At 69.2% G+C, this 23,918-nt stretch carries 20 protein-coding genes; 11 read left to right on the top strand and 9 right to left on the bottom strand.

What is annotated here, in order from left to right; all coding sequences use genetic code 11:
• Positions 1-16 precede the first annotated feature (16 nt).
• The 3 genes from G7043_RS49735 to G7043_RS00935 are packed head-to-tail and all read right to left on the bottom strand — an operon-like array spanning position 17 to position 2,887.
• Positions 17-1,267, bottom strand: a complete 1,251-nt coding sequence (locus G7043_RS49735; RefSeq protein WP_207310506.1) for a cytochrome P450 family protein — start codon at positions 1,265-1,267, stop codon at positions 17-19.
• Between the two features lie 20 nt (positions 1,268-1,287).
• Positions 1,288-2,049 (bottom strand): Fpg/Nei family DNA glycosylase, encoded by a 762-nt coding sequence (locus G7043_RS00940; RefSeq protein WP_166042848.1) that lies wholly within the window; start codon positions 2,047-2,049, stop codon positions 1,288-1,290.
• Positions 2,042-2,887 (bottom strand): ParA family protein, encoded by an 846-nt coding sequence (locus G7043_RS00935; protein WP_086665779.1) that lies wholly within the window; start codon positions 2,885-2,887, stop codon positions 2,042-2,044. Before G7043_RS00935 ends, G7043_RS00940 begins: the two co-directional genes overlap by 8 nt.
• A 33-nt stretch (positions 2,888-2,920) precedes the next feature.
• Here G7043_RS00935 and G7043_RS00930 point away from each other — a divergent pair, with 33 nt between their 5' ends.
• The 6 genes from G7043_RS00930 to G7043_RS00905 all read left to right on the top strand — a co-directional run bounded on the left by G7043_RS00930 (position 2,921) and on the right by G7043_RS00905 (position 7,179).
• Positions 2,921-3,640 (top strand): class I SAM-dependent methyltransferase, encoded by a 720-nt coding sequence (locus G7043_RS00930; protein WP_166042846.1) that lies wholly within the window; start codon positions 2,921-2,923, stop codon positions 3,638-3,640.
• A 100-nt stretch (positions 3,641-3,740) separates the two neighbouring features.
• A complete protein-coding gene (locus G7043_RS00925; protein WP_086665781.1) occupies positions 3,741-4,310 on the top strand; it encodes a sigma-70 family RNA polymerase sigma factor in 570 nt (189 codons plus the stop codon).
• Positions 4,307-5,023, top strand: a complete 717-nt coding sequence (locus tag G7043_RS00920; protein WP_207310505.1) for a class I SAM-dependent methyltransferase — start codon at positions 4,307-4,309, stop codon at positions 5,021-5,023. Before G7043_RS00925 ends, G7043_RS00920 begins: the two co-directional genes overlap by 4 nt.
• Before the next feature lie 84 nt (positions 5,024-5,107).
• Complete coding sequence (locus G7043_RS00915) at positions 5,108-5,674, top strand: sigma-70 family RNA polymerase sigma factor (protein ID WP_166042844.1); 567 nt, start codon at positions 5,108-5,110, stop codon at positions 5,672-5,674.
• 102 nt (positions 5,675-5,776) lie between these two features.
• Positions 5,777-6,454, top strand: coding sequence for an RNA polymerase sigma factor (locus tag G7043_RS00910; RefSeq protein ID WP_166042842.1), 678 nt, complete (start codon positions 5,777-5,779; stop codon positions 6,452-6,454).
• 212 nt (positions 6,455-6,666) lie between these two features.
• Positions 6,667-7,179 carry a sigma-70 family RNA polymerase sigma factor gene (locus G7043_RS00905; protein WP_313887749.1) on the top strand — a complete coding sequence of 171 codons (513 nt, stop codon included), beginning with the start codon at positions 6,667-6,669 and terminating at the stop codon, positions 7,177-7,179.
• Here G7043_RS00905 and G7043_RS00900 read toward each other — a convergent pair.
• Positions 7,160-8,470: a glutamine synthetase family protein gene (locus tag G7043_RS00900; RefSeq protein ID WP_166042841.1), complete on the bottom strand. Its 1,311-nt coding sequence runs from the start codon at positions 8,468-8,470 to the stop codon at positions 7,160-7,162. The genes G7043_RS00905 and G7043_RS00900 overlap by 20 nt on opposite strands.
• Before the next feature lie 12 nt (positions 8,471-8,482).
• Here G7043_RS00900 and G7043_RS00895 point away from each other — a divergent pair, with 12 nt between their 5' ends.
• The 3 genes from G7043_RS00895 to G7043_RS00885 all read left to right on the top strand — a co-directional run bounded on the left by G7043_RS00895 (position 8,483) and on the right by G7043_RS00885 (position 11,635).
• A complete protein-coding gene (locus G7043_RS00895; protein WP_166042840.1) occupies positions 8,483-9,580 on the top strand; it encodes an amidohydrolase family protein in 1,098 nt (365 codons plus the stop codon).
• Between the two features lie 35 nt (positions 9,581-9,615).
• On the top strand, positions 9,616-10,890 hold the full coding sequence (locus G7043_RS00890) for a DNA polymerase IV (protein ID WP_166042835.1): 1,275 nt from the start codon (positions 9,616-9,618) through the stop codon (positions 10,888-10,890).
• A gap of 85 nt (positions 10,891-10,975) precedes the next feature.
• Positions 10,976-11,635 carry a hypothetical protein gene (locus G7043_RS00885; protein ID WP_166042834.1) on the top strand — a complete coding sequence of 220 codons (660 nt, stop codon included), beginning with the start codon at positions 10,976-10,978 and terminating at the stop codon, positions 11,633-11,635.
• A gap of 623 nt (positions 11,636-12,258) precedes the next feature.
• Here G7043_RS00885 and G7043_RS00880 read toward each other — a convergent pair.
• Entirely contained in the window at positions 12,259-13,356 is a 1,098-nt protein-coding gene (locus G7043_RS00880) for a DUF4034 domain-containing protein (protein ID WP_166042833.1), read from the bottom strand.
• 15 nt (positions 13,357-13,371) lie between these two features.
• A complete protein-coding gene (locus G7043_RS00875; RefSeq protein ID WP_166042832.1) occupies positions 13,372-14,877 on the bottom strand; it encodes a M48 family metalloprotease in 1,506 nt (501 codons plus the stop codon).
• Positions 14,878-15,129: 252 nt separating this feature from the next.
• Here G7043_RS00875 and G7043_RS00870 point away from each other — a divergent pair, with 252 nt between their 5' ends.
• Both G7043_RS00870 and G7043_RS00865 read left to right on the top strand, forming a co-directional pair.
• Positions 15,130-18,270, top strand: a complete 3,141-nt coding sequence (locus G7043_RS00870; RefSeq protein ID WP_166042831.1) for a S8 family peptidase — start codon at positions 15,130-15,132, stop codon at positions 18,268-18,270.
• A 354-nt stretch (positions 18,271-18,624) separates the two neighbouring features.
• Positions 18,625-19,020: a DUF3040 domain-containing protein gene (locus G7043_RS00865; protein ID WP_086664609.1), complete on the top strand. Its 396-nt coding sequence runs from the start codon at positions 18,625-18,627 to the stop codon at positions 19,018-19,020.
• Positions 19,021-19,088: 68 nt separating this feature from the next.
• On the opposite strand, the gene G7043_RS00860 is transcribed toward G7043_RS00865, so the two are convergent.
• Genes G7043_RS00860 through G7043_RS00850 form a run of 3 tightly spaced genes read right to left on the bottom strand, consistent with a single transcriptional unit; the run spans position 19,089 to position 23,894 of the window.
• A complete protein-coding gene (locus G7043_RS00860) occupies positions 19,089-21,575 on the bottom strand; it encodes a transglutaminase family protein (RefSeq protein WP_166042830.1) in 2,487 nt (828 codons plus the stop codon).
• Position 21,576: 1 nt separating this feature from the next.
• Positions 21,577-22,842, bottom strand: coding sequence for a DUF58 domain-containing protein (locus G7043_RS00855; protein ID WP_166042829.1), 1,266 nt, complete (start codon positions 22,840-22,842; stop codon positions 21,577-21,579).
• 2 nt (positions 22,843-22,844) lie between these two features.
• Positions 22,845-23,894: an AAA family ATPase gene (locus G7043_RS00850; RefSeq protein WP_390826872.1), complete on the bottom strand. Its 1,050-nt coding sequence runs from the start codon at positions 23,892-23,894 to the stop codon at positions 22,845-22,847.
• Positions 23,895-23,918 lie beyond the last annotated feature (24 nt).

Below are 23,918 nucleotides of genomic sequence, written 5' to 3'. Positions count from 1 at the left end.
ACTTCCAGCAATGCCGTTACATCGGCTTGGGCACCTTGATCGTCGCCTGCTCGTCGAGCGGCATCGTCGGCTTGGTCCGGAACGTCACCGGCAGGGTCCGCAACCCGCGGCTGCCCAGCGACACCCGCCACCCCAGCGGCTGCGCGGGGTCCAGGGCCAACCCGGCGCAGCGGTCCAGCAGCGTCCGGAACGCCACCTCGCCCTGCAGCCGGGCCAGCGGTGCGCCGAGGCAGAAGTGGATGCCGTGGCCGAACGCCAGGTGCTGGCGGTCTGCCCGTTCGATGTTGAGCTGGTCCGCCCGCGGGTACCGGTTGCCGTCGTGCTCGGCCGAGGCCAGCGACAGCAGCACGACGTCGCCGGCCGGGATCTGCACGCCGCCGATCGTCAGCGGCTGCGCGGCGAACCGCAGCAGGTGCGAGGTGGGGCCGTCGAACCGCAGGAACTCCTCGATGGCGCCGGGCAGCAGCGACGACGAGCGTTGCAGCAGTTCGAGCTGCTCGGGGTGGCGCAGCAACGCCAGCGCGCCGTTGCCGACCAGGTCGACGGCGGTCGTGTAGCCCGCCACGAGCAGCAGGAACGACAGCGAGGCCAGCTCCCGGTCGGACAACGCGGCATCGCCGGTCGCGCGAGCCAAGGCGCCGATCAGGTCGTCGTCACCGGACGTCCGTTTGTGCGTCACGAGGTCGTGCAGGTAGCCGGAGGTCTCCTCGCGGGCCGAGGCCGCGTCGCCGTCGGCCAGGCCCGTGACGACGTCGGCCCAGTACCGGAAGTTCTCCTGGTCGACGGCCGGCACGCCGAGCAGTTCCATGATCACGGTGATCGGCAGCGGCGCCGCGAAGTCCGCGATCAGGTCGCAGCTCCCGGCCTCGACGAAGGAGTCGGCCAGTGAGGCCGCCAGCTGCTCGACGCGGGGACGCAGGGCGGCGATGCGGCGCGGCGTGAGCTCGCTCGACACCGCGCGTCGCAGGCGGGTGTGGTCGGGCTCGTCGCTGTTCATCATGTGGTCCGACAGATCGCCGAACCACCAGGAGGCGAAGTGCGGATGGCCGCGCAGGGGCTCGGCGAGCGCGGAGCCGTGCGAGGACAACAGCGGGTTGTCCAGCGCCGCGCGCACGTCGGGATAGCGAGTCACAAGCCACATGGGCACACCGAGGGTCTCGACCCGGTGCACGGGACCTGACTCGCGCAGGCTCTTCAGCACCGAGTACGGGTCGTCGGTGAAGCCCGGGCGCAGCGCATCCAGATTTACCGCCATGTCGAGGGACACGGGCGGGAGACCGTCTCGGTTCAACCGGATTGGCATTTTGGGCAGAAGTACACAAATCTGGTCTCGAACTCGCCCGATCGGACTCTTGTGCCGCAACGCAAACAGGGTTTGCCGGTGCGCTCGAAAACGTAGTGCTGGACGCGCCGGTCACCGGTCGTGATCTGTTCTGGCCGCCACTGGTTCGCCTGCAACAGCTTGCGTGACAACGCAACTGCACGTGAGGCATCCACAGATGACACAGGTGCCGTCGGCAGAACGCCTAACAGGAAACAAACTTCCGCACGGTAGAGATTGCCGACGCCGGCCATCACCCGTTGGTCCAACAATGCGAGACCGACCGGTCGTGAGGGATCCGCGGTCAACCGCCGAACGGCCTCAGCGGCGTCGAACTCCGCGGAAAGCAGGTCCGGCCCGAGATGCGAAATCAACTCATCTTCTCGGGAGGTCGGTACGAACTCCATGTCGTGCAACGCGAATCCGATGGCCTGCCGGTCGTCCACCTCGAACACGGCGCGGGCCTGGTGGGCGGGTCGCCGCCAGCGCTCGCCGGGCCGGTAGAGGTGCCACGCGCCGTCCATCCGGAAGTGGCTGCGCAGACTGTTGCCGTCGGAGAAGCGGGTGAACATGTGCTTGCCGTACGTGCGCACGCCGAGCACGTCCAGGCCCGCCAGATCCAGTGTCGACAGTCGAGGGTGCCGCAGCTCGCCGCGGCGCAGCGTCTTCCCGGTCAGCGCCTCGTGCATCCGCTGGCCGGCGAGGAAGACGGTGTCGCCCTCAGGCATCCACCGCTTCCTGGATCTCGTCGTCGTCGAAGTCCTGGTGCACCGCGCGACGGCGGCTGCGGGAGATGCGCTGGATGCGGGCGAGCAGCAGGTTGAACGCCAGCGCCACCTCACGTGCGCCCGGCGTGCCCCACTCGTGGATCGGCATGCACGCGCCCTGAGCCTGCTGCACGGCGAGACGGTCCGGCAACGCCACCGGCATCACCAACGGACCGAAGATGTCGCGCAGCTCCTCAATGCGGAACTGGTGTTCGTGCGAGCGCGGCCGCACGCGGTTCACCACGACACCCAACGGCTGCAAATCGGCGTTGTTGCTCTCACGCTCGTTCTGCACCGCCTCGAACGCCCGCTGCACGCCTGCCACGGCGAACATCGTCGGTTCGGTGACCAGTAACGCGCGGTCGGCTGCCACCAGCGCCGAGCGGGTCAGCTGGCCCAGCGACGGCGGGCAGTCGAGCAGCACCAGGTGGTACGGGAACTCGTCGTACATGTCCCGCAACGTGCGCAACGCGTCTTTCAGCCGGTGCAGCCGCGACTCGTTCGGATCCGGGTGGTTGAGCAGCTCGGCGTCCTCGGACCCGGACAGCACGTCGATGCCGTCACCCCACCTGCTGGGGCGGATCGCCTGCTCGAGGTTCTCCTCGGACGGGTCCTGCAGAACGTCGTAGATGCTCGCCTTGGACTCCTCGGGCTCCAGCGTCGACGTGGCGTTGCACTGCGGATCAAGATCGATCACCAGCGTGCGAACGCCACGACGGAGAGCGGCCGAGGCGAGGCCGAGCACCACCGTCGTCTTGCCGACGCCTCCCTTGAGGCTGAGCACGGACACCGTATGCACAGACCTACTCTAGGGTCTCCTACTCTTAGTGCCATGCGACCGGACGCCGTACACAGGGTGCTCGACGCCGAATTGGCCGCCGCGAGAGAGCGCAGAGGTGGAGAACCACCGCGCGTGCTCGACGTTGGTGGTGGCAGCGGCGTCTGGGCCGTGCCTCTCGCTGCGGCGGGGTGCGCGGTCACGGTCGTTGAGCCATCACCGAACGCACTGGCCACGCTGCACACCCGTGCGCGTGAGGCCGGCGTGACCATCAACGCGGTCCAGGGCGACACCGACTCGTTGGGCGTTCCCGCTGGTGAGGCGGATCTGGTGCTGGCGCACGGGCTGCTGGAGGTCGTCGACGACGCCCCGGCCGCGCTGTCCTCGCTGGCCACCGCCGTCGCGCCGGGCGGTGCGGTGTCGGTCCTGGTCGCCAACAGGTTCGCCGCGATCCTGCACCGCGCGATCGCCGGCCGTATCGTCGACGCCCGGAGGTTGCTGGACGACGACGCCGGTCAGCTGGCGGGCACGCGAGACCCGTTGCAGCGCCGGTTCGACGTCCCGGGTCTCGAGAAGCTGGTTCTCGAGGCGGGGCTTTCTGTCGAGCTCCTGCAAGGACATGGCATTGTTTCCGATCTCGTGCCCGGCGTCGTGCTGGACACGAATCCGGGCGCTGCCGACGCGCTCGCCGAGCTGGAACTGGCCGCCGCCACGCGGTCCCCGCTCCGAGACGTCGCCGCCCGCCTGCACGTGCTCGCCCGCCGCACAGTCTGAAAGCGTTCGCATTCGGGTCTTTCATGTCCCTGATGAGTGGTCCCAAACGACTTTGCGGCGAAAGATGAGAGTCTCCGCTGCCGACGTAGGGACCAACGCCATGGAAAGTTCGGACCTGCTCGCCTCGCTCGTGAACGAGGCTGTTGCGGGTGACCGGCGTGCCGTCGATCGGCTGCTGGCGTCCGTCCGACCACTCGTGTCGCGTTACTGCCGTGCGCGCGTCGGTCGCAACGAACGGGCGTACGCGTCGGCGGACGACGTGGCGCAGGAAGTCTGCCTGGCGGTCCTCACGGCGTTGCCCAGCTACCGCGAGCAGGGACGACCGTTCCTCGCGTTCGTGTACGGCATCGCCGCGCACAAGGTGGCGGACGCGCACCGGGTGTCGGCGCGCAACCGTTCCGAGCCGGTCGCCGAGGTGCCGGACGGGCCGTCGCAGGCCATCGATCCGGAGGAGAACGCGCTGCTCGGGTCGCTCTCGGCGCGGTTGGGTCAGTTGCTCCTGGTGCTGCCGGACAAGCAGCGCGAGATCCTGTTGCTGCGCGTCGTGGTCGGGCTGTCGGCGGAGGAGACGGCCGAGGCCGTCGGGTCGACGCCGGGCGCCGTCCGGGTGGCTCAGCACCGCGCGCTGGCGAAGCTGCGGTCGTCCGTGGGGGTTGAGGAGCTGATTTGACCGGCGCCTTCTACGACGAGTTGGCCGGGACGTACGACCTGATGTTTTCGGACTGGGACGCGTCGATGGCCCGGCAGGCCGCACAGCTCGCCGAGTTCATTCCACCTGGCGCGCGCGTTCTGGACTGTGCGTGTGGCATCGGCACTCAAGCGATCGGGCTGGCGCTGCGCGGCTATGAGGTCGTGGGTGCTGACCTGAGTCCCAAGGCAGCTTCTCGGGCTCGTGTGGAGGCTTCTGCGCGTGGGGTCTCATTGCCCTCGTTGGCCTCAGACATGCGTGCGCTGCCGTTCGCTGATGCCTCGTTCGACGTCGTGCTGGCTGCTGACAACGCGCTGCCGCACCTGTTGACCTCTGACGACATGCTGGCGGCGTTGCGTGAGATGCGTCGTGTGCTGCGTCCTGGCGGCCGGCTCATGCTCTCGACGCGCGACTACGACGAGATCCGGCGCGAACGACCGTTGTCGACCCCTCCGTTGGTGGGGCCGGGTCGGGTCGTGTGGTTCCAGCTCTGGCATTGGGACGGCGACCAGTACGAACTGGAGATGTTCCGCCTGCATGAAGCCGATGCGTGGCGCGTGCTCGTGGGGAAAGCACGGTATTGGGCGATTACCCGTCAGGAAATCACCGAATTGGTGGAACGCGCGGGTTTCGGTTACGTGGAGTGGTTGCCTCATGCCTATTACCAACCGCTGATGGTTGCTGCAAACGGGTGACGTTGAACTTTCTTCCTACTTTCTGCATAAGGAGTGACGCGTCGCACGTCTCCTCTCTGGGACGTCGACGAGGGGACACTTCGGATGGAGAGTTCGGCTTTATCCGCGGAACTGGTCAGTCTGGCCGTGCACGGCGATGCCAGGGCCACTGACCAGGTACTTCGCTACCTGCGACCGCTGGTGGTCAAGTACTGTCGCGCACGTGTGGGGCGTTCGGCGACAACCGCGGACGATGTTGCGCAGGACGTGTGCCTCGCCGTGCTGACTGCGCTGCCGAACTACCGGGAGCAAGGCAGGCCCTTCCTGGCATTCGTCTACGGCATCGCTGCGCACAAGGTTGCCGACGCGCACCGTGCGCTCGCTCGTAACCGTGCGGAGCCAACGGCGGATGTGCCCGATCAGCCTTCGCGTGGGTTCGGGCCCGAGGATTTCGCCCTTCAGGGCGAGTTGAACGGCGCCTTGGGAGACCTGCTGCGCCTTCTGCCGGAGAAGCAGCGCGAGATTCTCGTGCTGCGCGTGGTGGTGGGTCTGTCGGCGGAGGAGACCGCGGAGGCCGTCGGGTCGACGCCGGGTGCGGTTCGGGTGGCCCAGCACCGCGCGCTTGGGCGCCTGCGGAAGGAAATCGTCACTCTTGCTGTCCCGATCGGGTGATGTTCGTTTGCATTCGTGACGAGTGGGGGCGGGGGCGTGGGGTAGGCGCACCCAAACGACATACCTAGAGGCAGGAAGACGCCGACATAGGGACCAGGGGGCATGGGAAGTTCGGACTCAGCGCTCGCCGCCGATCGGCTGCGCATGGACGGGGTGCTCGTGCAGCACTTCCGTGAGTCAGGGCTCTCCGGGCCACGCTGGGACCAGTTCCACCGTCAGCTTCTCGGACACGGTCTCGCAATCGTTACCAAACTCGTGAGGTCCGGTGCGATGTTCTCGCGGTGCGGGCGGCACGGCCGTTACCTGCATCAGCAGGACATCACGAGGCAAGAAGCCGAAGAACTGGCGAGCGACGCGGTGTTCGAGGGCTTCGTCTACTTCCGGGACCGGGGACTGCTCGGCAAGGAGTGGTCCGTCGAGCGCGGTCAGCCGTTGAAGGAGTACTTCGTCAACGCCTGCGTGCTCGCGTTCCCGAATGTCTACCGGCGCTGGCAGAGGCATGCGCACGGCTGGCAGGACGTGCGGCTCGTGGACAGCCTCGCCTCGCTCGAGAACGTCGTGACCGAGGGGACTCCCGAGGACGCGGTGATCGAGCAGGCGGCGGCCAACGCGGCCTTCGCCGCGTTGAGCGAGGACAACAGGCGGTTGCTCTTCCTCCATGACCAGGGCTATTCGCATGCGGAGATCGGTGAGTTGTTGCGCCTCTCCCCGCGCGCGGTCGAAGGACGGATCCGGCGCGCGCGCCTTGCGGTGCGCCGGCCTCCAGACGAGGAACGGTGATCTGCGTGGAGTTCACACCCGGTCTGCACCGCAAGGTTCCCGCGGAAGCCGTTCAGGGCTCCTCGGTCGGAGGTTCGATCGACGTCACGCCGCACGCCCTCGACTCGTTGGTCGAGCGGACCGCTGACGCTCCCAAGGCGCCCGTTGACCCGCCTCCGCCCACCTACTACTCGAGCCGCCCGGAGGCCGCTGACGACCACGTCGCGCGCGCTGTGGCTGGTGACCGCGTGGCCATCGAACGGCTCCTCGGCACCATCCGGCCGTTGGTCGTGCGGTACTGCCGCGCGCGCGTCGGGTCGTTCGCGTCGGCGGACGACGTTGCACAGGAGGTCTGCCTGGCCGTGCTGACGTCGCTGCCCTCGTACCGCGACCAGGGCAGGCCGTTCCTGGCCTTCGTCTACGGCATCGCGGCGCACAAGGTCGCCGATTCGTTCCGGAACTTCTCCCGCAACCGCGCCGAGGCCGTGCCCGAGGTGCCGGAGTCGATGGACACGGCGGCCGGACCTGAACAGCGGGCGATGCAGGGGGAACTGTCCGATCAGATGGCCACGCTTCTGCGCGTGTTGCCCGAGAAGCAGCGCGAGATCGTGGTGCTGCGTGTGGTGGTGGGCCTTTCCGCGGAGGAGACGGCCGAGGCGGTCGGTTCCACGCCCGGTGCGGTGCGGGTGGCTCAGCACCGGGCGTTGCTGCGCCTGCGCAAGGAGATCAGTGGCGCCAGCGGGTGATGTTGGCGATCCCCTGCGGGCTGGCGTCCTTGTACCGCTCCATCTCACCGCGCCGCACGTCGACGATCGTGCCCGCCAGTTCCTGACCGAACGCCTCGGTGAGCACCGCGTCCTTCTCGAACTCCTCGACGGCCTCTTTCAGGGACGTGGGCAGCCGCGGGATGCCGTCGAGCAGCGCCGGGTCGACGTTGAGGCCCTCGGGAAGGCTCGCCTGCGTGGCGATGCCGTCGATTCCCGTCGCGATGACGCCAGCGACGAGGAGATACGGGTTCGCGGTCAGGTCGAAGCACTTGATCTCGAGGTTGTCCTGGATGAGGCGCAGCGCCGTTTCGCGGTTCTCCTCGCCCCACGCCACGAACGGTGCTGACCACGTGTGTGGGACGAGCCTGAGGTAGCTCGCGAGAGAGGGACAGCCGATGGCGCACAACGCGCGGATGTGGTTGAGCACGCCCGCGCTGAACTGCTTGGCCTCGTCCTGGAAGCCGCTGAAGAGGTTCGTACCGTCGCGCCAGATGCTGAAATGCAGGTGGCCGCCGTTGCCGACGCCGCCGTTGATGACTTTGGGGGAGAACGACGGGCGCATGCCGTGCCGGATCGTGACGGCACGGATGGTCTCTTTGACCAGTACGGCGGTGTCCGCTGCCGCGACCGGGTCCTCGGGCGCGGTGGAGACCTCGAACTGGCCCGCGGCGTACTCGGGGTGGAACTGGAGGACCTCGACGTCCTGCTGGTCGAGGGCGTTGAGGACGTCGACGCAGTAGTCGGACAGCTCGACCTGGCGGGCGTGCCCGTAGGCGGCACCGGTCGTCGCGGGCACCCAGTCGTCGGTGTCCGGCTTGCCGACGCACCACTCGATCTCGAAGCCAGCTTTGGCGGTCAGGCCCAGGTCGTGGAGTTTCTGCTCGGCCTTGCGCGCCTGCAGGCGCTGGTCCATCGGGTAGGGGACGCCGCTCTGGAAGAAGCGGTCAGCGGGTGCCCAGGCCCAGCCGGGCTGGCCCGCGAGCACGGTGAGGCGGTCGAGGTCGGGGTGCAGCCGCAGGTCGCCGACGGGGCCGCCGGCGAACCGGCCCTGGATGATCCAGTCGTCGAACAGGAACACGTCGAACACCGGTGACGCGCCCACACCGTGTGCTGCCGCGTGGGCCAGTCTGCGCAGAGGCACCGACTTGGTGCGTGTGATGCCGCTGTTGTCGACCCAGGTGAGCGCCACGACGCTCACGTTCCTGGCGTTGAGCCCGTCGAAGAGTTCCGTCGCCCGGTCGAACCGCTGGTCCCGTTCCGCAGAGTCCACGATCCTAAGGTTATGGGCATCCTGCCGTTCGTCGCCGAACTCGGGCTGATAGATCACCACTGCCACGGTGTGTTGCGCACTGACAGCACGCGCTCGGAGTTCGAGTCGTTGTTGTTGGAGGCCGATGCGGTCTCTCCGTTGGGTGGGTCTTTCTTCGACTCGGCGGTCGGGTTCGCGGTGCGACGCTGGTGCGCGCCGCTCTTGGACCTGCCTCGGCACGCTTCGGCTGAGGCGTACCTCGAACGGCGGAACTCGCTGCACATCACCGAGGTGTCGCGGACTTTCCTGATGGCGTCCGGGATCCACACGTTCCTCGTGGACGGTGGGTTCCAGCCCGATCGGCTGTTGTCGGCCGCGGAGCTCGGGTCGCTGGCCGGGGCGGTGCCGCACGACATCGTGCGGTTGGAGCACCTGGCTGAAACGGTGCGATCTTCGGAGTCGCCGTCCTCGTTCATGTCGGCTGTGCGTTCGCGGTTGGCTGCCACGTCGGCTGTCGGTGCGAAGTCGGTCGCGGCTTACCGGACGGGGCTCGCGTTGCCGGCTGAGCGTCCCGCTGACTCGGACGTCGTGCGGGCGGTTTCGGAGTGGTCGTCCGGACGGCTGGTCTCACCGGTGGTGATCACTTGGCTGGCGTGGGAGGCGTTGGACGCTGGTCTGCCGTTGCAGTTCCACGTGGGCTACGGCGACTCGGACATCGATCTGCACCGTTGCGATCCGTCGTTGTTGACGCCGTTCTTGCGCGCGACGGCTGGTTTGGGCGTGCCCGTGCTGTTGCTGCACAACTACCCGTTCCACCGTCAGGCCGGATATCTGGCTCAGGTGTTCCCGCACGTGTTCTGCGATCTCGGGCTGGCGACGCACGGGCTGGGGCACCAGGCGTCGCGAGTGTTCGCCGAGGCGTTGGAGATCGTGCCGTACGGCAAGTTCCTGTTCTCCTCCGACGCGTTCGGTCTGCCCGAGTTGTACTACCTCGGCGCGTTGCTGTTCCGGCGTGCATTGTCGGACTTCTTGTCCGACGGACTGCGGCGTGACGCGTTCCTGGAGGAGGACGCGCATCGGATCGCACGGCTGATCGCGTCGGAGAACGCGGCGCGTGTGTACAAACTGTAGGATTCCTCTCGAACTCACGTTCGAGAGGGGTGTTCATGGGTCGCAGTGCGAACCTGCCACGCGGCCTGCGCGATCGGTTCCGTGCGCGTGACGGTGTGTGGCCTGACGACACGGGCTGCCGGATGCTGCACGTCGACATGGACGCCTTCTACGCGTCGGTGGAGATTCGCGAACGTCCCGAACTCGCATCCGTCCCTGTGGTCGTCGGCGGTGTCAGCGGGCGTGGCGTCGTGTGTTCGGCGAACTACATCGCCCGCGAGTACGGCGTGCGTTCCGCGATGCCGACCGCTCACGCGCGCCGGTTGATCCCTGATGCCGTGTACCTGCCGCCGCAGTTCGACCTCTACCAGGAGGTCTCGCGTGGCGTGATGGCGATCTTCCGCGACATCACGCCTCTCGTGGAGCCTCTGTCGTTGGACGAGGCGTTCCTGGACGTCGGTGGAGCACTTCGCCGTTTGGGTCTCACGCCCGGTGGCATCGGCGAGCTCGTCAGGTCTCGTGTGTTCGCTGACCACGGTGTGACTTGTTCTGTCGGTGTGGCACCAACGAAGTTTCTCGCCAAGCTCGCCTCGGGCATGTGCAAGCCCGACGGCATGATGGTCGTGCCTTCTTCTGATGTGCTGGAGTTCCTGCACCCACTGCCGGTGTCCTCACTGTGGGGCGTAGGCGCGAAAACCGCCGCGCGCCTTGAAGAACTGGGCCTGGCCACCGTCGCCGACGTGGCCGCGACCCCGTTGCCCCGCCTGCGCCGCTTGATCGGCGTCGCGCTGGCGGAACACCTCTTCGCCCTGGCCGCCGGTGTCGACGACCGCGCGGTGGTGCCCGAGTCGCGGGAGAAGTCGATCGGCGCCGAGGAGACCTTCGAGGTGGACCACCTCGACCGCGCGGTGCTGCGCCGCGAACTGCTGCGGCTGTCCGAGCGCTCGACAGGATCCCTGCGCGCAAAGGGTTTGCGCGGCCGAACCGTCTCCATCAAGGTCCGCTTCTCCGACTTCTCCACGATCACCCGCTCGCGCACCCTGCCCATGGCGACCGACGTGACCCAGGAGGTCTACCGCACCGCCGTGGAGCTGCTCGACACCCAGGTCCCACCCGGCGCGGTCCGTCTGATCGGCGTCCGAATAGAGGGTCTTGACAACGCCGACTCCGCCCAGCAACTGATCTTCGACGCCCCAGAACGCGGCTGGCGCGAAGCCGATCAAGCCGCCGACCAGGCCCGTTCGCGCTTCGGCTCGCTAGCCGTCCGCCCAGCCTCCCTGCTGCGCGACAGTCCGAACAGGACAGCAGAGCCCCAGCCGAAGCCCGAGTGATCGCAACCTGTCCACAGGCACCGACTTGTCCACAACTTCCCACCACCCCCGGTCCCCCGGGCTTGCGATCGCGCACCATCAACCCATGCGCCACCCCATCGACCTGGAAGCCCTCGGCTCCCTCTTCGTCCACCGAGTAGCCCCGGTGGCAGCCCTGATCCACATAGGACTGTCCTCGTCCCTGATCGACCAGCGAGCCCGCCCGGGCGGCCCCTGGCAACGCCTGTTCCCGAGCATCTTCCTGCTGTCCCGAGCAGGCCCGTCCCGCGAACAGCTGGTGCAGGCGGCCCTCCTCTACGCAGGCGAGCGCTCCATGCTCACCGCCTTCGACGCCCTCTACCTGCACGGCATGAGATCCGTCCTGCCCACCGCCGACGCCATCCACGTCCTGGCCCCGCGCCACAGCCGAGCCTGGGGCCACGGCACCCTGCGCCTGGAACGCACAGACCGCCTCCCCAAACCGGCAATCCGCCGAGGCTTCCACGTAGCGCCCCTGGAACGCGCGGCCGTGGACGCGATCCGCCGCACCCGCTCGATCGCCGACACCAAAGCCATCCTCGACGAGGTAGCCCACTACGTCGGCGTCCAAGCCCTACGAGCCGAACTGGCCCTCGCCCCGCGCAAGGGCACCACCCTGGCCCGCAAACTGCTGGGTGAATCGCCGGCCCGCCAGCTGGAGCTCGCGGTGATGGAACGTCGCCCGCCGGCGGTCCCGCAGGCCCGTGTGCCGCTGGCAATCGGTTGAGCTTCAACGGTTTGTGGGTGCGGGCCGCGCGGTGCGGGCTTGCGCGGCCCGCATTGCCTTGGCCGCGTGGGGCGGGTTCCAGCGGAGGGGTCGCCTGGCGTGCGGGCGGTCACCTTGCTCGGGTGGTTGCGCGGGCCTTACCGAGGGCGTGGGAGTTCATCGCCGCTTCGCGACGATTGCGATCGGGGCTTGACCTTGAGCCTCTAGCGGGATGCTGGACGGCCTCCAAAAGCCGGGGTGAAAAGCGCCCCGGCCGAACCCGAACGGCGAAGCATCCCGCCCCCTCAAGGTAAAGCCCAATCGCGACGCGTGGGCGCCTACCGCTACCCAGCCGCTTCTCACCCAGCGGGGCATGCGCTCCTGCCAACCCAGCCGCTTCTCACCCAGCGGGGCAGGCGCTCTTGCCAACCCGTCCGTGTGTCGCCCTGCGCGGCATGCGCTCTTGCCGACCCCTCCGCGTCTCACCCCGGCGCGGCAACCTGGCCGTACGACTCGCATCGCGGCGCCATGCCGGGGCGCGCCCCCGCGTCGCACACGCCACTGCCTGCGGCGCGCACCTGACCGTCAGGCCCGGTGCCCCGTTTGTCCACGGCCCCAACGAAAGGAGTCGCCAACCCCGGTCCTCATCGGACTGGAGCCTTGACCCCCTTGCCCTTGGACATCGCCTTGACCGCCACCCCCCGCAAGCTCAAGAACGTCAGCCTCGGGTCCTCGAAGTAGCTCCAGGGCCCGGCATCCGCCAGCTCTCCCAATGCCCGGAACTGCCCCACCGCTTCCTCGAACCGTTCCAACCGGATCAGCGCGAAAGCCGCGTACCCGCGGTCATCCCGCAGGGCGTAGGTGTCCGCACCCTCGTCGGCAAGCCGACCCAGCAACGCATCCAAGGAGGCCACGACCGACGGTGCCTTCCACATGTCCGGCGTGCTGTCTGCCTCGTAGGCGGCGTGCAGTGGCAACGCCAAGAACTTCGGCGACTTGGCTGCGGCCTCCAGCGCGAACTCCAGCGCTAGTTCGTCGGAGCCGTGCCACTTGGCGCACCAGTACTGCAGGGCCTGCTGGTGTCCGTTGTGGTGCAAGGGGTCGCGGGACACGAGTTCGGTCCAGATCGCGCGGAACTCGTCGTGGTCCAGCTGCAGACCGCGGGCGAGGGTCAGCAGGGTGTTCAGCGGCGTCGGGTCGTCCGGCAGCACGGCGGCCGCCACGCCTGCGGCTTCGCGGGCTTCGAAGAGGACTCGGTGGAAGCCGTCGAACTGTTCGCGCGTGGTCTCGGAAGCCCTGGCGCTGCCGCGGATGTCCCAGGCCAGGGACACGAGTGACATCGCGTGCACCACCAGCCAGTGGGGGTCACCCGGGCGGGCGTCCTGCCAGGACTTCATCCAGGCGTCGTCCTTGGCGGCCAGGTCGGCCAAGGCCCACACCACGCGCTGGCGGCGGTCCCAGTCGCCGTGCGTGGCGGTGACCAGGTCGGCGGCGTTCTCCCAGTTGCCGGCGCGGACGTCGTCCTTCACGGCGGCCAGGGCCAGGTCCTCGATCGGTGCCGTGCAGGTCACGTCGGCGTCGGGGACCAGGCCGTAGCGCTCGGGGTGGGTTTTGGGGAGGACGTGGGCGGCCACGACTTCGGAGGGGAGGTCGTCGATCTCGACGCCCAGGCGCTTGGCTTCGCGCATCAGGCGGATGACGGTGATGAGTTCCTTGGGCTTGAAGAGAAGTGAGAGCACCACGGGGTTCTCCAGAAGTCAGTTCGCAGGGCGGTAGTCGAGGGCCACACCGGCCACGGCCAGCGCGCCGCGCAGGCCCTCGGTGCTGCCGTGGTCGGCTACCGCGGTGTCGAGGTGGTCGGCCATGTCGAAGTCGTGAGAGGAGGTGACGAACGTGGTCCGTCCCAGCCAGTCCAGCTCCCAGTGCGCCAGGCCCGCGTCGGAGAACGCCAGCGCCACCAACGCGGACAGCTCCGGCAGGACCTCGCCCCTGGCCATCTCGCGGCGGGCTCGTGCGCCGGCGTCACGGCTGCCCGGTTCGTACGAGCCGAGGTCGGCCAGGCGGCCCGCGTCCAGCGCGTCGAGCACGGTCGTGAGTGACGGCGACTGGTTCATCGCGGTGGCGGCGGACTGCAGCAGGCGCTCAGTGCCGCGCACCACGCGGGCGCGGGCGCCGATGTGGCCGAGCGTGGCCCAGTCGACGCGTTCCTTCTGGTCGGCGTCGGACACCAGCGAGTTCAGCACGGCGGCGTCCAGCAACGGCATCGGGTCGGCGAGCAGTTCGATCGCCGGGCGGTCGCCCCAGCCCGATTCGGGTTCCAGGCCCATGGCCTCGATGGCGGCGATGCGGTCCTGCAACGGCGGGTGCGAGTCGTACGGGCCGCGGTCGGGGTCGGTCGGGTCCTGGCGGATCTCCTCCAGCTTCTCGTGGAGTTCGGGGGAGGTGCGCAGGCGGGTGAAGCCGTCGAAGAACGTTGTGGGGAGGTAGCCGAGCTCCCACGCGACGGTCAGGTGGCGGTTGGTGAAGAGGTCCCACGCGGCGTCGATCACCGGCAGTTCGCGCAGGGCCGAGGCGGCGGCGGACGAGCCGGCCAGTGAGGCGGAGAAGCGGTCGGCGGCGAACTCCTGGCGCCTGCTGATCGCTTGGGAGACACGGAGGTAGAGCTTGGCGTAACCCCGGAACAGCTTGGCGATCATGCGCTGGAACCAGCGCTCGGCGTTCATGTGGGAACCGGCGCGCAGCATGGCGTTGCGGCCGGAGACCACGACGCCGCCCAGGCGAGTGTCCTTGTTGGCGTAGTGCCCGAGCTCGTGCGCGAGCACGGCGATGAGCTGCTTCTCGGTCAAGGAGGTGAGCAGGGGAGCACCGATGAACATCCTGCGCTTCAGCACGCGCAGACCCAGCAGGCGGGTGTCCTCGGTGACGCCGGCGTTCACCGCGGCGAGGATCCGGATCTCGTCCGGCGGGCGGGTGCCGACGTCGGCGGCCAGGCGGCGGACGAGGTCCCAGAGCGCGGGCTGCTCCGCGGGCGTGACGAGGGAGCCGGGCACCTCGACCTGCCCGCGGCGTTCCAGCGAGATCAGGCCCTTGACGAGCGCGTACACCACCGGCACGACGAAGAACGCCAGTTTCAGGCCGACGAACGGCCGGTTGATCAGGGCGTACGTCTCCAGCGCGAGGAGCCCGCCGATGAGCCCGAAAGCGAGGACGTAGAAACCGACGAGAAGCGCGACAGCGATGGCAGCACGCAATGAAACACGCATGAGTAAAGCGACCTTCCCCCAAGCCCCCAGTGCCGCACGCAGATGGCGGCCGCACGAAGTGTGCACGAAAGGACGGTCACGACTCAACGCCAAACCCGCTGCGAGTGTGTCAACCGGTCGATCGGCCAGTCCCGCGTACCTCTGCGGGATGAGATCGCTGCCGCCACCTCCGACCTTCAGAAGGAGGTGAGGTGACGCTCGGTGTCCCTACGGTCACTGACGCAACACCTCATCGAACACTGGAGGTAACCAGTGAGAGCAGGACAGCGAGGTGCCCGTCGGGGGATCACCGCGCTCGCGCTGTCGGCAGGCCTTGTCACCACGGCAACGGCGGCTGTCGCGCAGGCGGAACCGGCACCGGGACAGCGCGACCAGAGCGTCACGCTGATCACCGGCGACCGGGTGGACCTGGCCGGCAACCGCGTTGTGCGGTACGTGCCGGGTCCGGGACGGGAGAAGCTTCCCGTGCGCACCTACACGCGGGACGGGCACCAGCACGTCGTGCCCGCGGACGCGGTTGCGTTGGTGGCAGGCGGAAAGCTCGACCCGAGGTTGTTCGACGTGACGTCGCTGGCCGAGTTCGGCTACGACGACGCGCGTCGCGACTCGGTGCCCGTGATCGTGCGGCCGGCGGCGGGCGCACGATCGGGCATCACCGCGTTGAGTGCCAAGGAGTCCGTGGCCGATCTGGTGACCGGTTCGGTCGAGAAGTCGGGCCGTGCCTGGGAATCACTGCGTGGTGGCGCGGTCGAGAAGGTGTGGCTCGACGGCGTCCGCAAGGTGACGCTCGACCGCAGCACCAAGCAGATCGGCGCGCCCGAGGCGTGGCAGGCAGGTGTCACCGGCAAGGGCGTGAAGGTCGCCGTGCTCGACACGGGCGTCGACGAGAAACACCCGGACCTGCAGGGAAAGCAGGTCGCCGAGAAGAACTTCACCGACTCGCCGGACAACACCGACGAGGTCGGGCACGGCACGCACGTCGCGTCGACGATCGCCAGCAGGGGCGAGAAGTACCGCGGTGTCGCGCCGGACGCGGAGATCCTCGACGGCAAGGTGTGCCAGCCGGGCGGCTGCACCGAGTCGGCGATCCTCGGCGGCATGCAGTGGGCGGCCGAGCAGGGCGCGCACGTCGTCAACATGAGCCTGGGTGGTGGCGACACCCCGGACATCGACCCGATCGAGGAGGCCGTCAACCGCATCTCCGCTCAGACCGGCGCACTGTTCGTGATCGCGGCGGGCAACTCGGGACGACCGGAGACGATCGGCTCGCCGGGTAGCGCGGAGTCCGCGCTGACCGTCGGTGCCGTGGACCGCAACGACGGCATCGCGCCGTTCTCCAGCCGTGGCCCCGCCGCGGACGGTGCGGTCAAGCCGGACGTCACCGCGCCCGGCGTCGACATCGTGGCGGCCGAGGCCGGCACGCAGGGCCACGTCGCGATGTCCGGCACGTCGATGGCGACGCCGCACGTCGCGGGTGTCGTCGCGTTGCTCAAGCAGCAGCACCCGGACTGGACCGGCACGCGGCTCAAGGCGACGGTCATGGCGTCGGCCAGGGCCAATCCGGGGCTCAAGCCGTTCGACCAGGGCACCGGCCGCGTCGACGTGCCGAAGATGCTGGCGCAGCAGGTGACCGCGGAGCCGAGCAACATCAACTTCGGCGTCCAGCAGTGGCCGCACGACGACGACCAGAAGGTCGTCCGCGAGGTCACCTACCGCAACCCGGGCAAGGAGCCCGTGACGCTCGACCTGAGCGCCGACGTCACCGGACCGGACGGCAAGCCCTCGCCCGCCGGTCTGGTCACCTTGTCACCGTCGAAGATCACCGTCCCCGCCGGCGGCGAGGCCAAGGCAACGATCACCGCTGACACCAAGGTGAACGCCGCCGACGGCGCCTACAGCGGCGCGATCGTCGCGTCGAACGGCCTGCGAACGCTGGTCAGCGTCAACCGCGAGGTCGAGAGCTACGACGTCGGCGTCTCGGTGCTCGGCTTCGACGGCAACCCGGCGGACAACCACGGCACGGTGTTCATCAACACCAAGACCGGCAAGGGACATCCGGGCGGCGCCAAGAACATCCGGCTGCCCAAGGGCGAGTACCTCGTGGACAGCGGCGTCATCGGCCCGGACTTCAAGGTCGCGTTCATGGTGCAGCCGAAGTTCCAGGTGACCGGCAAGGCCTCGATCACGCTCGACGCGCGCAACGCCAAGCCGGTGGCCCTCAAGACCCCCGACCCGGCGGCCAAGGGCGTGATCGGCACCGTCTCGTTCAGCACGCAGGTGGCGGGCGACCTGTTCAGCCACGGCTGGGCGTTCTTCGACGGCCTGGCGGGTCAGGCGTTCACCGCTCAGATCGGACCGGACGCGCCGGGCTTCCTGACGACGTTCGCCGAGCAGTTCAAGGGGACGCCACGCGATGAGAAAACCCCGGTCAGCTACCGCCTGATGTACACCGAGAAGGGCATGCCGACCGGCTACGAGCGCACCACCAAGACGAGCGAACTGGCCGAGATGACCACCGGCTTCCGGCCGGCGGGCGAGGGCCGCAAGCACGGTGTCACCGCGATGCCGCACCCGATCGACGACACCGGCGGCTTCGGCTGGACCACGCCGGTGCCCGAGGGCGGCCGCGCCGTCGACCTCGTCAGCACCGCGACCGGCAAGTGGAGCTGGATCTACGACCGCGTCGGTCCGGACGACAAGGGCGAGTACGCGACCGAGACGCCCTCGCGTTCCTTCAAGGGCGGCAAGAAGTACGCGCAGACGTTCGGCGCCGCGATCTTCGGCCCGTCCGTCCCGGCGGCGCCCAGCTTCGGCATCGCGCGGCTCGAAGACCAGATCGCCGTGAGGGTCCCGCTCTTCACCGACAGCAACGGCGGCGAGGGCAGGGACTTCACCGGACCCGCGAAGGTCACCCTTTTCCACAACAACACGAAGCTCGGCGAGTCGAACGGCTTGTCCGGGGTCTTCGACGTCCCGGCCGCAGAAGGCGCGTACCGGGCAGAGATGGAACAAAGCCGCGACGCCGAACTGTCGACGAAGGTCAGCGGCGCCTGGACCTTCAAGGCCAAGCACACGACCGACATCACGCGCATGCCGCTCTCGATCGTCCGCTTCCAGCCCGAGCTCGACGACAAGGACACCGCACACGGCCGTGTGCTGCCCGTCCCGCTGAAGGTCGAGCAGGCGCAGAACACGCCGAGGGTCAAGCGCGTCGCCGTCGAGGTGTCGTTCGACGACGGCAAGACCTGGAAGCAGGTGCCGGTGGCCGGTGACAAGGCGATCGTGCACCACCCGAAGGACGCGAAGTTCGCTTCGCTGCGCGCCAAAACCACGGACGCGGCAGGCAACACGGGCGAGGTGACGATCATCCGCGCCTACCGGATCGCGAGCTGATCGAGCCGCGCGATCCAGAGCGAACACGACGAACCGAGACGTGCGAGCGGCACCGTCACGCTCTGTGGCCCACCGCGGCGGGGGAACCCGACGCGGTGGGCCAGCCGCTCAGGCCCTGCTCGACGGGTGTGAACGGAAGGCCACCAGGGCCGTGAGGAGGCCTCACGAGGGCCTCACCACTGCCCCAGGAGGATGATGGTGACAGAACCGACCGTATGAGAAGGCCCACTGGGTAGTCGCCGGGGCGCGCGGATCGTATCCTGGAGGGTGACGTCCCCAGGGTGGGTCGTCCGCCGGGTTCGGCGGAAACCGAAAACACCCGGCGCCCGCGACCGCTGTGCCGGAGGAGGAACGATGCCACTCTCCGAGCACGAGCAGCGACTGCTCGACCAGATCGAGCGCGCGCTCTACGCCGAGGACCCGAAGTTCGCATCCACCGTACGAGGCGCCAAGTTGCGGCGGCCGTCGAAGCGACGCCGCGTGCAAGGCATCGTGTTGTTCGTGGTCGGCGTGGCCGCACTCATCATCGGAGTGACGCTCCCGCAGCTCTCGATCGCCAGCATCCCCGTGGTGAGCGTCTTCGGCTTCCTGCTCATGTTCTTCGGTGCGCTCATCACCCTGACGACACTTCGTCGCGGTGACCAGGTGGCCGAAGGCGCGCAGGAGGACGGCAAGCCGACGCGCAGCCGCAGCTCGTTCTCCGAACGGATGGAAGAGCGCTTCCGCCGCCGTTTCGACGAAGAGCAGTAACCGACCGAACAAAGCGATGGGCCCGCCCCCGAACGGGGAGCGGGCCCATCGCTTTGCCGTTCCAGGCCCTAGACCGGAACCGGCTCGCGCTCGGGCGCCTCGGCGACCACCGGCGCGGGCGCCGGCTTCAGCACGGACTTCGGGAACAGCTTCGCCCGCAACGACAGCGGGGCGTTCTGTCGCAACGACTGTCGCACCGCCGCCAGCGCACCGGGCAGCGCCGGGTCAGCGCCGGGGTTCGCGCTGTACCAGGACCGCTCGATCGCCCCGATCACCGTCCGCAGCCCGTTCTTGCCGGCGTCGTCCAGGTTGTGCTCGCGGGCCAACCGGCGCGCGGCGGCCCGGATGGTCTCGGCCGCCGGCACGGGCGCGCCGCGGTCGATCGACTCCGCCAGGAGCTCGCTCCAGGCCGCCGAGGCCGCCCCGGGACCGAGCTTCGCGACCTCGTGCAGGCGGTTGCGCCGACGCACGGCGCGAACCAGCAAGGGCGTCAGGGCGAGCCCTGCGAGCACCAGCACCGCGGCGAGCCACCACGAGATCAAGGCGGCGGCCAGGCCGGCGCCCATCAGCCACAACCCGCCCGCGGCCGGTATCAGCAGCTTGCGTGCCCACCTCGCGCCCATCAGGCCCGCGCCGACCGCACCGAGCAGGGCGAGCACCAGGAACAGCGTCAGCAGGACGGCCAGGGCCAGCACCGCGCCGACCGTCCACAGCAGCCACGTCGGCGGACCGGAGGAAGCGGCTTCCTGGAGGCTCTGGTTGTCCTCGGTGCCGTCGGTGGCGGTGGACGGCTGGGCCGACCCGGTCGCGGACGGCGCCACCGACTCGGAGTTGTTCTCGCCGGTCGGCAGCTCGTCCTCGCCCGACTGGGTCTCCCGCAGGTACGGCGGCACGACCCCGCGGCCGTCGTCGATCGGGGTCGGGTCGAAGGTCATCCAGCCGTAGTTGGGGAAGAAGATCTCGACCCACGCGTGCGCGTCGTTGGTGCTGATCGTGCGGTAGACGTTGGTCCCCTCCCCCTGGGGGATACCGCCCGTGAAGCCGATCGCCACGCGGGACGCCAGCCCCACCACGCGGGCCATCACGGCCATCGCGGAGGCGTACTGCTCGCAGTAGCCGACCTTGGACTTCGTCACGAAGTCGGTCAGCGCGTCGGTGGTGATGTCGCCCTGGGTCTTGAGTTCGTACTTGAACCCGCTGCCCGGCTTGTTGAAGAACTCGGTGAGCTTGGCCGCCTTGTCGAAGTCGTTCGTCGCGCCCTCGACGGCCTTCTTCGCGGCGTCGATCACCGGCTGCTCGACACCGTCGTAGTCGAGGTAGTCCCGCTTGATGATGTTCTTCCCGCCGGGAGGAGCGAGGCGCAGGGCTTCCTTGGACGGCGCCGAGAGCACCGTCTCGATCTCGTACGGCTCCGGCTCCCGCTCCGCCCGCGTGAAGATCACGCCCTTGTCCGGGTCGAAGCTGTAGTCGTCGTCCGGAGTGTCGATGCGGCGGACGGCGCCGTAGGTCGGCAGCCAGTAGCTCTTCCAGTCCCGCGGTTCGATCTTGATCTTGGTGATCGAGCCTTCACCGCGGTCGCCCGGCTGCAGCGGCAACTCCCCGCGCGCGGGGTCCCCGCCGGGGTTGAGACCGCGTTCCCAGCCCTTGTTCGGCACGTACTTGGCGAGCGTGGTCGCGCGCATGTACATCGACTCCGGCAGGCCGCGCACGGTGAAGACCTCGACCTCCCGGCCGCGGTTGAGCATGCCGCGCAACGAGGTCATCTCGCTCAGGCCGATGCCGCCCTTGCCGCCGCCACCGCCGCTCCCGCCCGGCAGCCTGCCGACGGTGCCGACGAACGTGAAACCGGCGCCGACGACCAGCGCGATCACCATCGCGATGCTGGCCACCGAGGTCGCGGAACTGCCGGAGCCACTGGCCGACCCGGACCCGAGCCTGCCCCGCCACGCCTGGTGCCGGTGCTGACCGTCGACCGCGAGCAGCATCGCGAACGCCGCCGCGCCCAGGATGAACGTCCAGAACGGCAGCATCTCGTCGGCCAGCGACGCGGGCACCGCGAACACGCACAGCAGCACCAGCCCGGACGCCGCCGGCGCCGCGGCCGCGACGGCCAGCGTGTCCACCAGCACCGCGACCAGGCCGATCGCCAGCACCACGAGGGCCTGGATCGCCGGCGTCGCGTGCACCGGCGGCACCCCGGTCTGCACCTGCGCCACAGACTCCGCGAGCACGTCGCCGAGCTCGCCCAACGCGTCGGGGCCGGGGATGAACAGGAAAATGCCCGACCGCGTGTGCAACGCCGTGAGCAGGCACAACAGCACGAACACCTGGGCGACGGCGACCAGTGGCGGGGTCAGCCGGGTCGCCCGCAGGAACGCGCCGGTCACGGTGATCGCGACGATCACCACGCCGATGCGCACCAGCCACAGGTCGCCCTCGATCACACCCGAAAGCGCGGTCGAGGCGCACAGCACGGCCAGCGCGGCGATCCACGGCGTCGCCGACGTGAACCACTCGGGCTCGGCGCCCTTCGAGGGAGCGGAACGGGACCCCATCTCAGCCCACCTCCGAGCGAACGGACGGCCCGCGGTTGCCGGCCGAGGCGCACAGCTCCTGCCACACCTGTTGCATCGAGGCCGACGGCCGCGCGATCGCCACACCCCAGCCCGCGCCGGTCAGCAACCGCCGCGCGTCCTCCGGTTCCGGCGCCGAAGCGTCCGTGCCACCTGCCCAGGCGTTCACGTCCAGCAACACCGCGAGGCTGCGCATGCCCCGCGGCCGGTACCGGATCAGCTCCTCGACCGACGCCGGAGACACCCCGCCGAGCACCGCGATGACCTCCTGGCCCGCGCCGGGGTCGATGCCCGCGCTGAGCTCACGCCGGTGCGAGCCCTGCAACGCCGCCAGCGAGTCCAGCACGACGTGGTCGCTGTGCCCGCCGTCGGACGCCCCGCCCGCGAGCACCCTGCCGTCCTCGGAGACCAGGCGGACCTGGTGACCGAAGTGGTGCAGGTGCAGGCAGACCGAGGCCACGAACGAGATCGCCCACTCCAGCGAGGCCGTCGGCCCGCTGCCGCGATGGGCGTGCACCCGGTGGTCGAGCAACACGGTCGTGCCGCCACGCCACGGGCGTTCCTCGACTCGCACCATCAGCTCGTCCCGCCGCGCGGTGGAGCGCCAGTGCACCTTGCGCAGGTCATCGCCCTGCCGGTACGGCCGCACCACGGCGTCGTCCTCGCCCTGCCCGGCCCGCAGCCGCACCGAGCCGTCGTCGCCCGCGCCCATGCCGGAACCGCCGGGCAGGCCCGACAGCCGCACCACGCGCGGGACCACGACCAGCCGTGACCTGCCGGCGAGCTCGCGGTCGAACTCGGCCAGCCCGAACGGGTCGGTGATCCGCGCCATCAGCGGGCCGACCTGCTGGATGCCGCGCATGACCGGCTTGAGCGGGTAGCGCAACGTCGTGGGCGTGTGGCGCGGCAGCCGTTCCACCAGGAACCGCGGCCGCGCACCCAGCGCGTACGGGACGGTGTCCTCCAGCATCAGGCCGCCCGTGGGCAGCCGGCCCGTGCTGCGCAGGTCGAGCTTGACCTCGGACGCCGCCCCGACGGGCACCCGGCTCGGCGCGAGGAACCGGGCGGCGTGCAACCCCACCCGAGCCCTCGTCGCGAGCCACGCGGCCAGCAGTGGCAACGCGATGACGAACGCCGCGACCCGGAGCAGGTCGCGTTCGTTCAGCACCGCGGCGCACACTCCGGCGGCGAACCCCGCGGCCAGCAAGCATCTTCCGCGCGTGGTGAGACCGGAGAGTGCGGTGCGCATCGTTAGCGTGGCGTCCCTGCGTTGTTGTTCATGCTGCGGACGAACGCGGCGCTCGGATCCAGCGCCGCCGTGGGTACCGGCACCCGCTGCAGCAGGGCCCTGATCAGTTCCGCCGGCGACCGGCGGGCGGCCTGCGCCTCCGCGGTCATCACGAGCCGGTGCGCGAGCACCGGGATCGCGATCGCGTGGATGTCGTCCGGCACCACGAAGTCACGGCCCGCCAGCGCGGCCTGTGCACGTGCGGCGCGGACGAGATGCAGCGTGGACCGCGGTGACGCACCGAGCCGCAGCTCCGGCAGACGGCGCGTGGCCGACACCAGCTCGACGGCGTACCGGCGCACCTCGGGGGAGAGGTGCACCCGGCGCACGGCCTCGATCAGTCGCAGCACCTGGGCCGCGTCCGAGACGGGCCGCAGGTCGTCGAGCGGGTTGTGGCCGGCGTGCTCGTCGACCATGGCGAGCTCGGCCGCCGGGTCCGGGTAGCCGATCGACACGCGCGCGGTGAACCTGTCGCGCTGTGCTTCCGGAAGGGCGTAGGTGCCCTCCATCTCGATCGGGTTCTGCGTCGCGATCACCATGAAGGGCGAGCCCAGCGGGTAGGTGTTCGCGTCGACGGTGACCTGGTGCTCCTCCATGCACTCCAAGAGCGCGGACTGCGTCTTGGGGGAGGCGCGGTTGATCTCGTCGCCGACGACGATGTTCGCGAAGATCGGTCCCGGCCGAAACTCGAAGTCGTTCTCCTGCCGGTTGTAGATCGACGAGCCCGTGATGTCGCTGGGCAACAGGTCGGGCGTGAACTGCACGCGGCTCACGGTGCAGTCGATCGAGCGGGCAAGCGCTTTCGCAAGTGAGGTCTTGCCGACGCCCGGCACATCCTCCACGAGCAGGTGCCCCTCGGCGAGCAGCGCCACGAGAGCGAGCCGGACCACGTCGGGTTTGCCGACGAGCACCCGTTCGACGTTGGCGGCGATCCGCTGAACGGCGCCGTGCAACTCTCCCAGGATCTGATCGACCGGCGCGTGACTGTTCGCGCTTGGGCTTCCCGGTGTCACTAAACCTCCAGCAGCCGTGTCCGG

Origin of the sequence: Lentzea alba, from assembly GCF_011067745.1 — a bacterium.
GTDB classification, from domain to species: Bacteria; Actinomycetota; Actinomycetes; order Mycobacteriales; family Pseudonocardiaceae; genus Lentzea; species Lentzea alba.
Note: the sequence above shows the minus strand (reverse complement) of the source record. Positions and strands in the feature narration are given on the sequence as shown.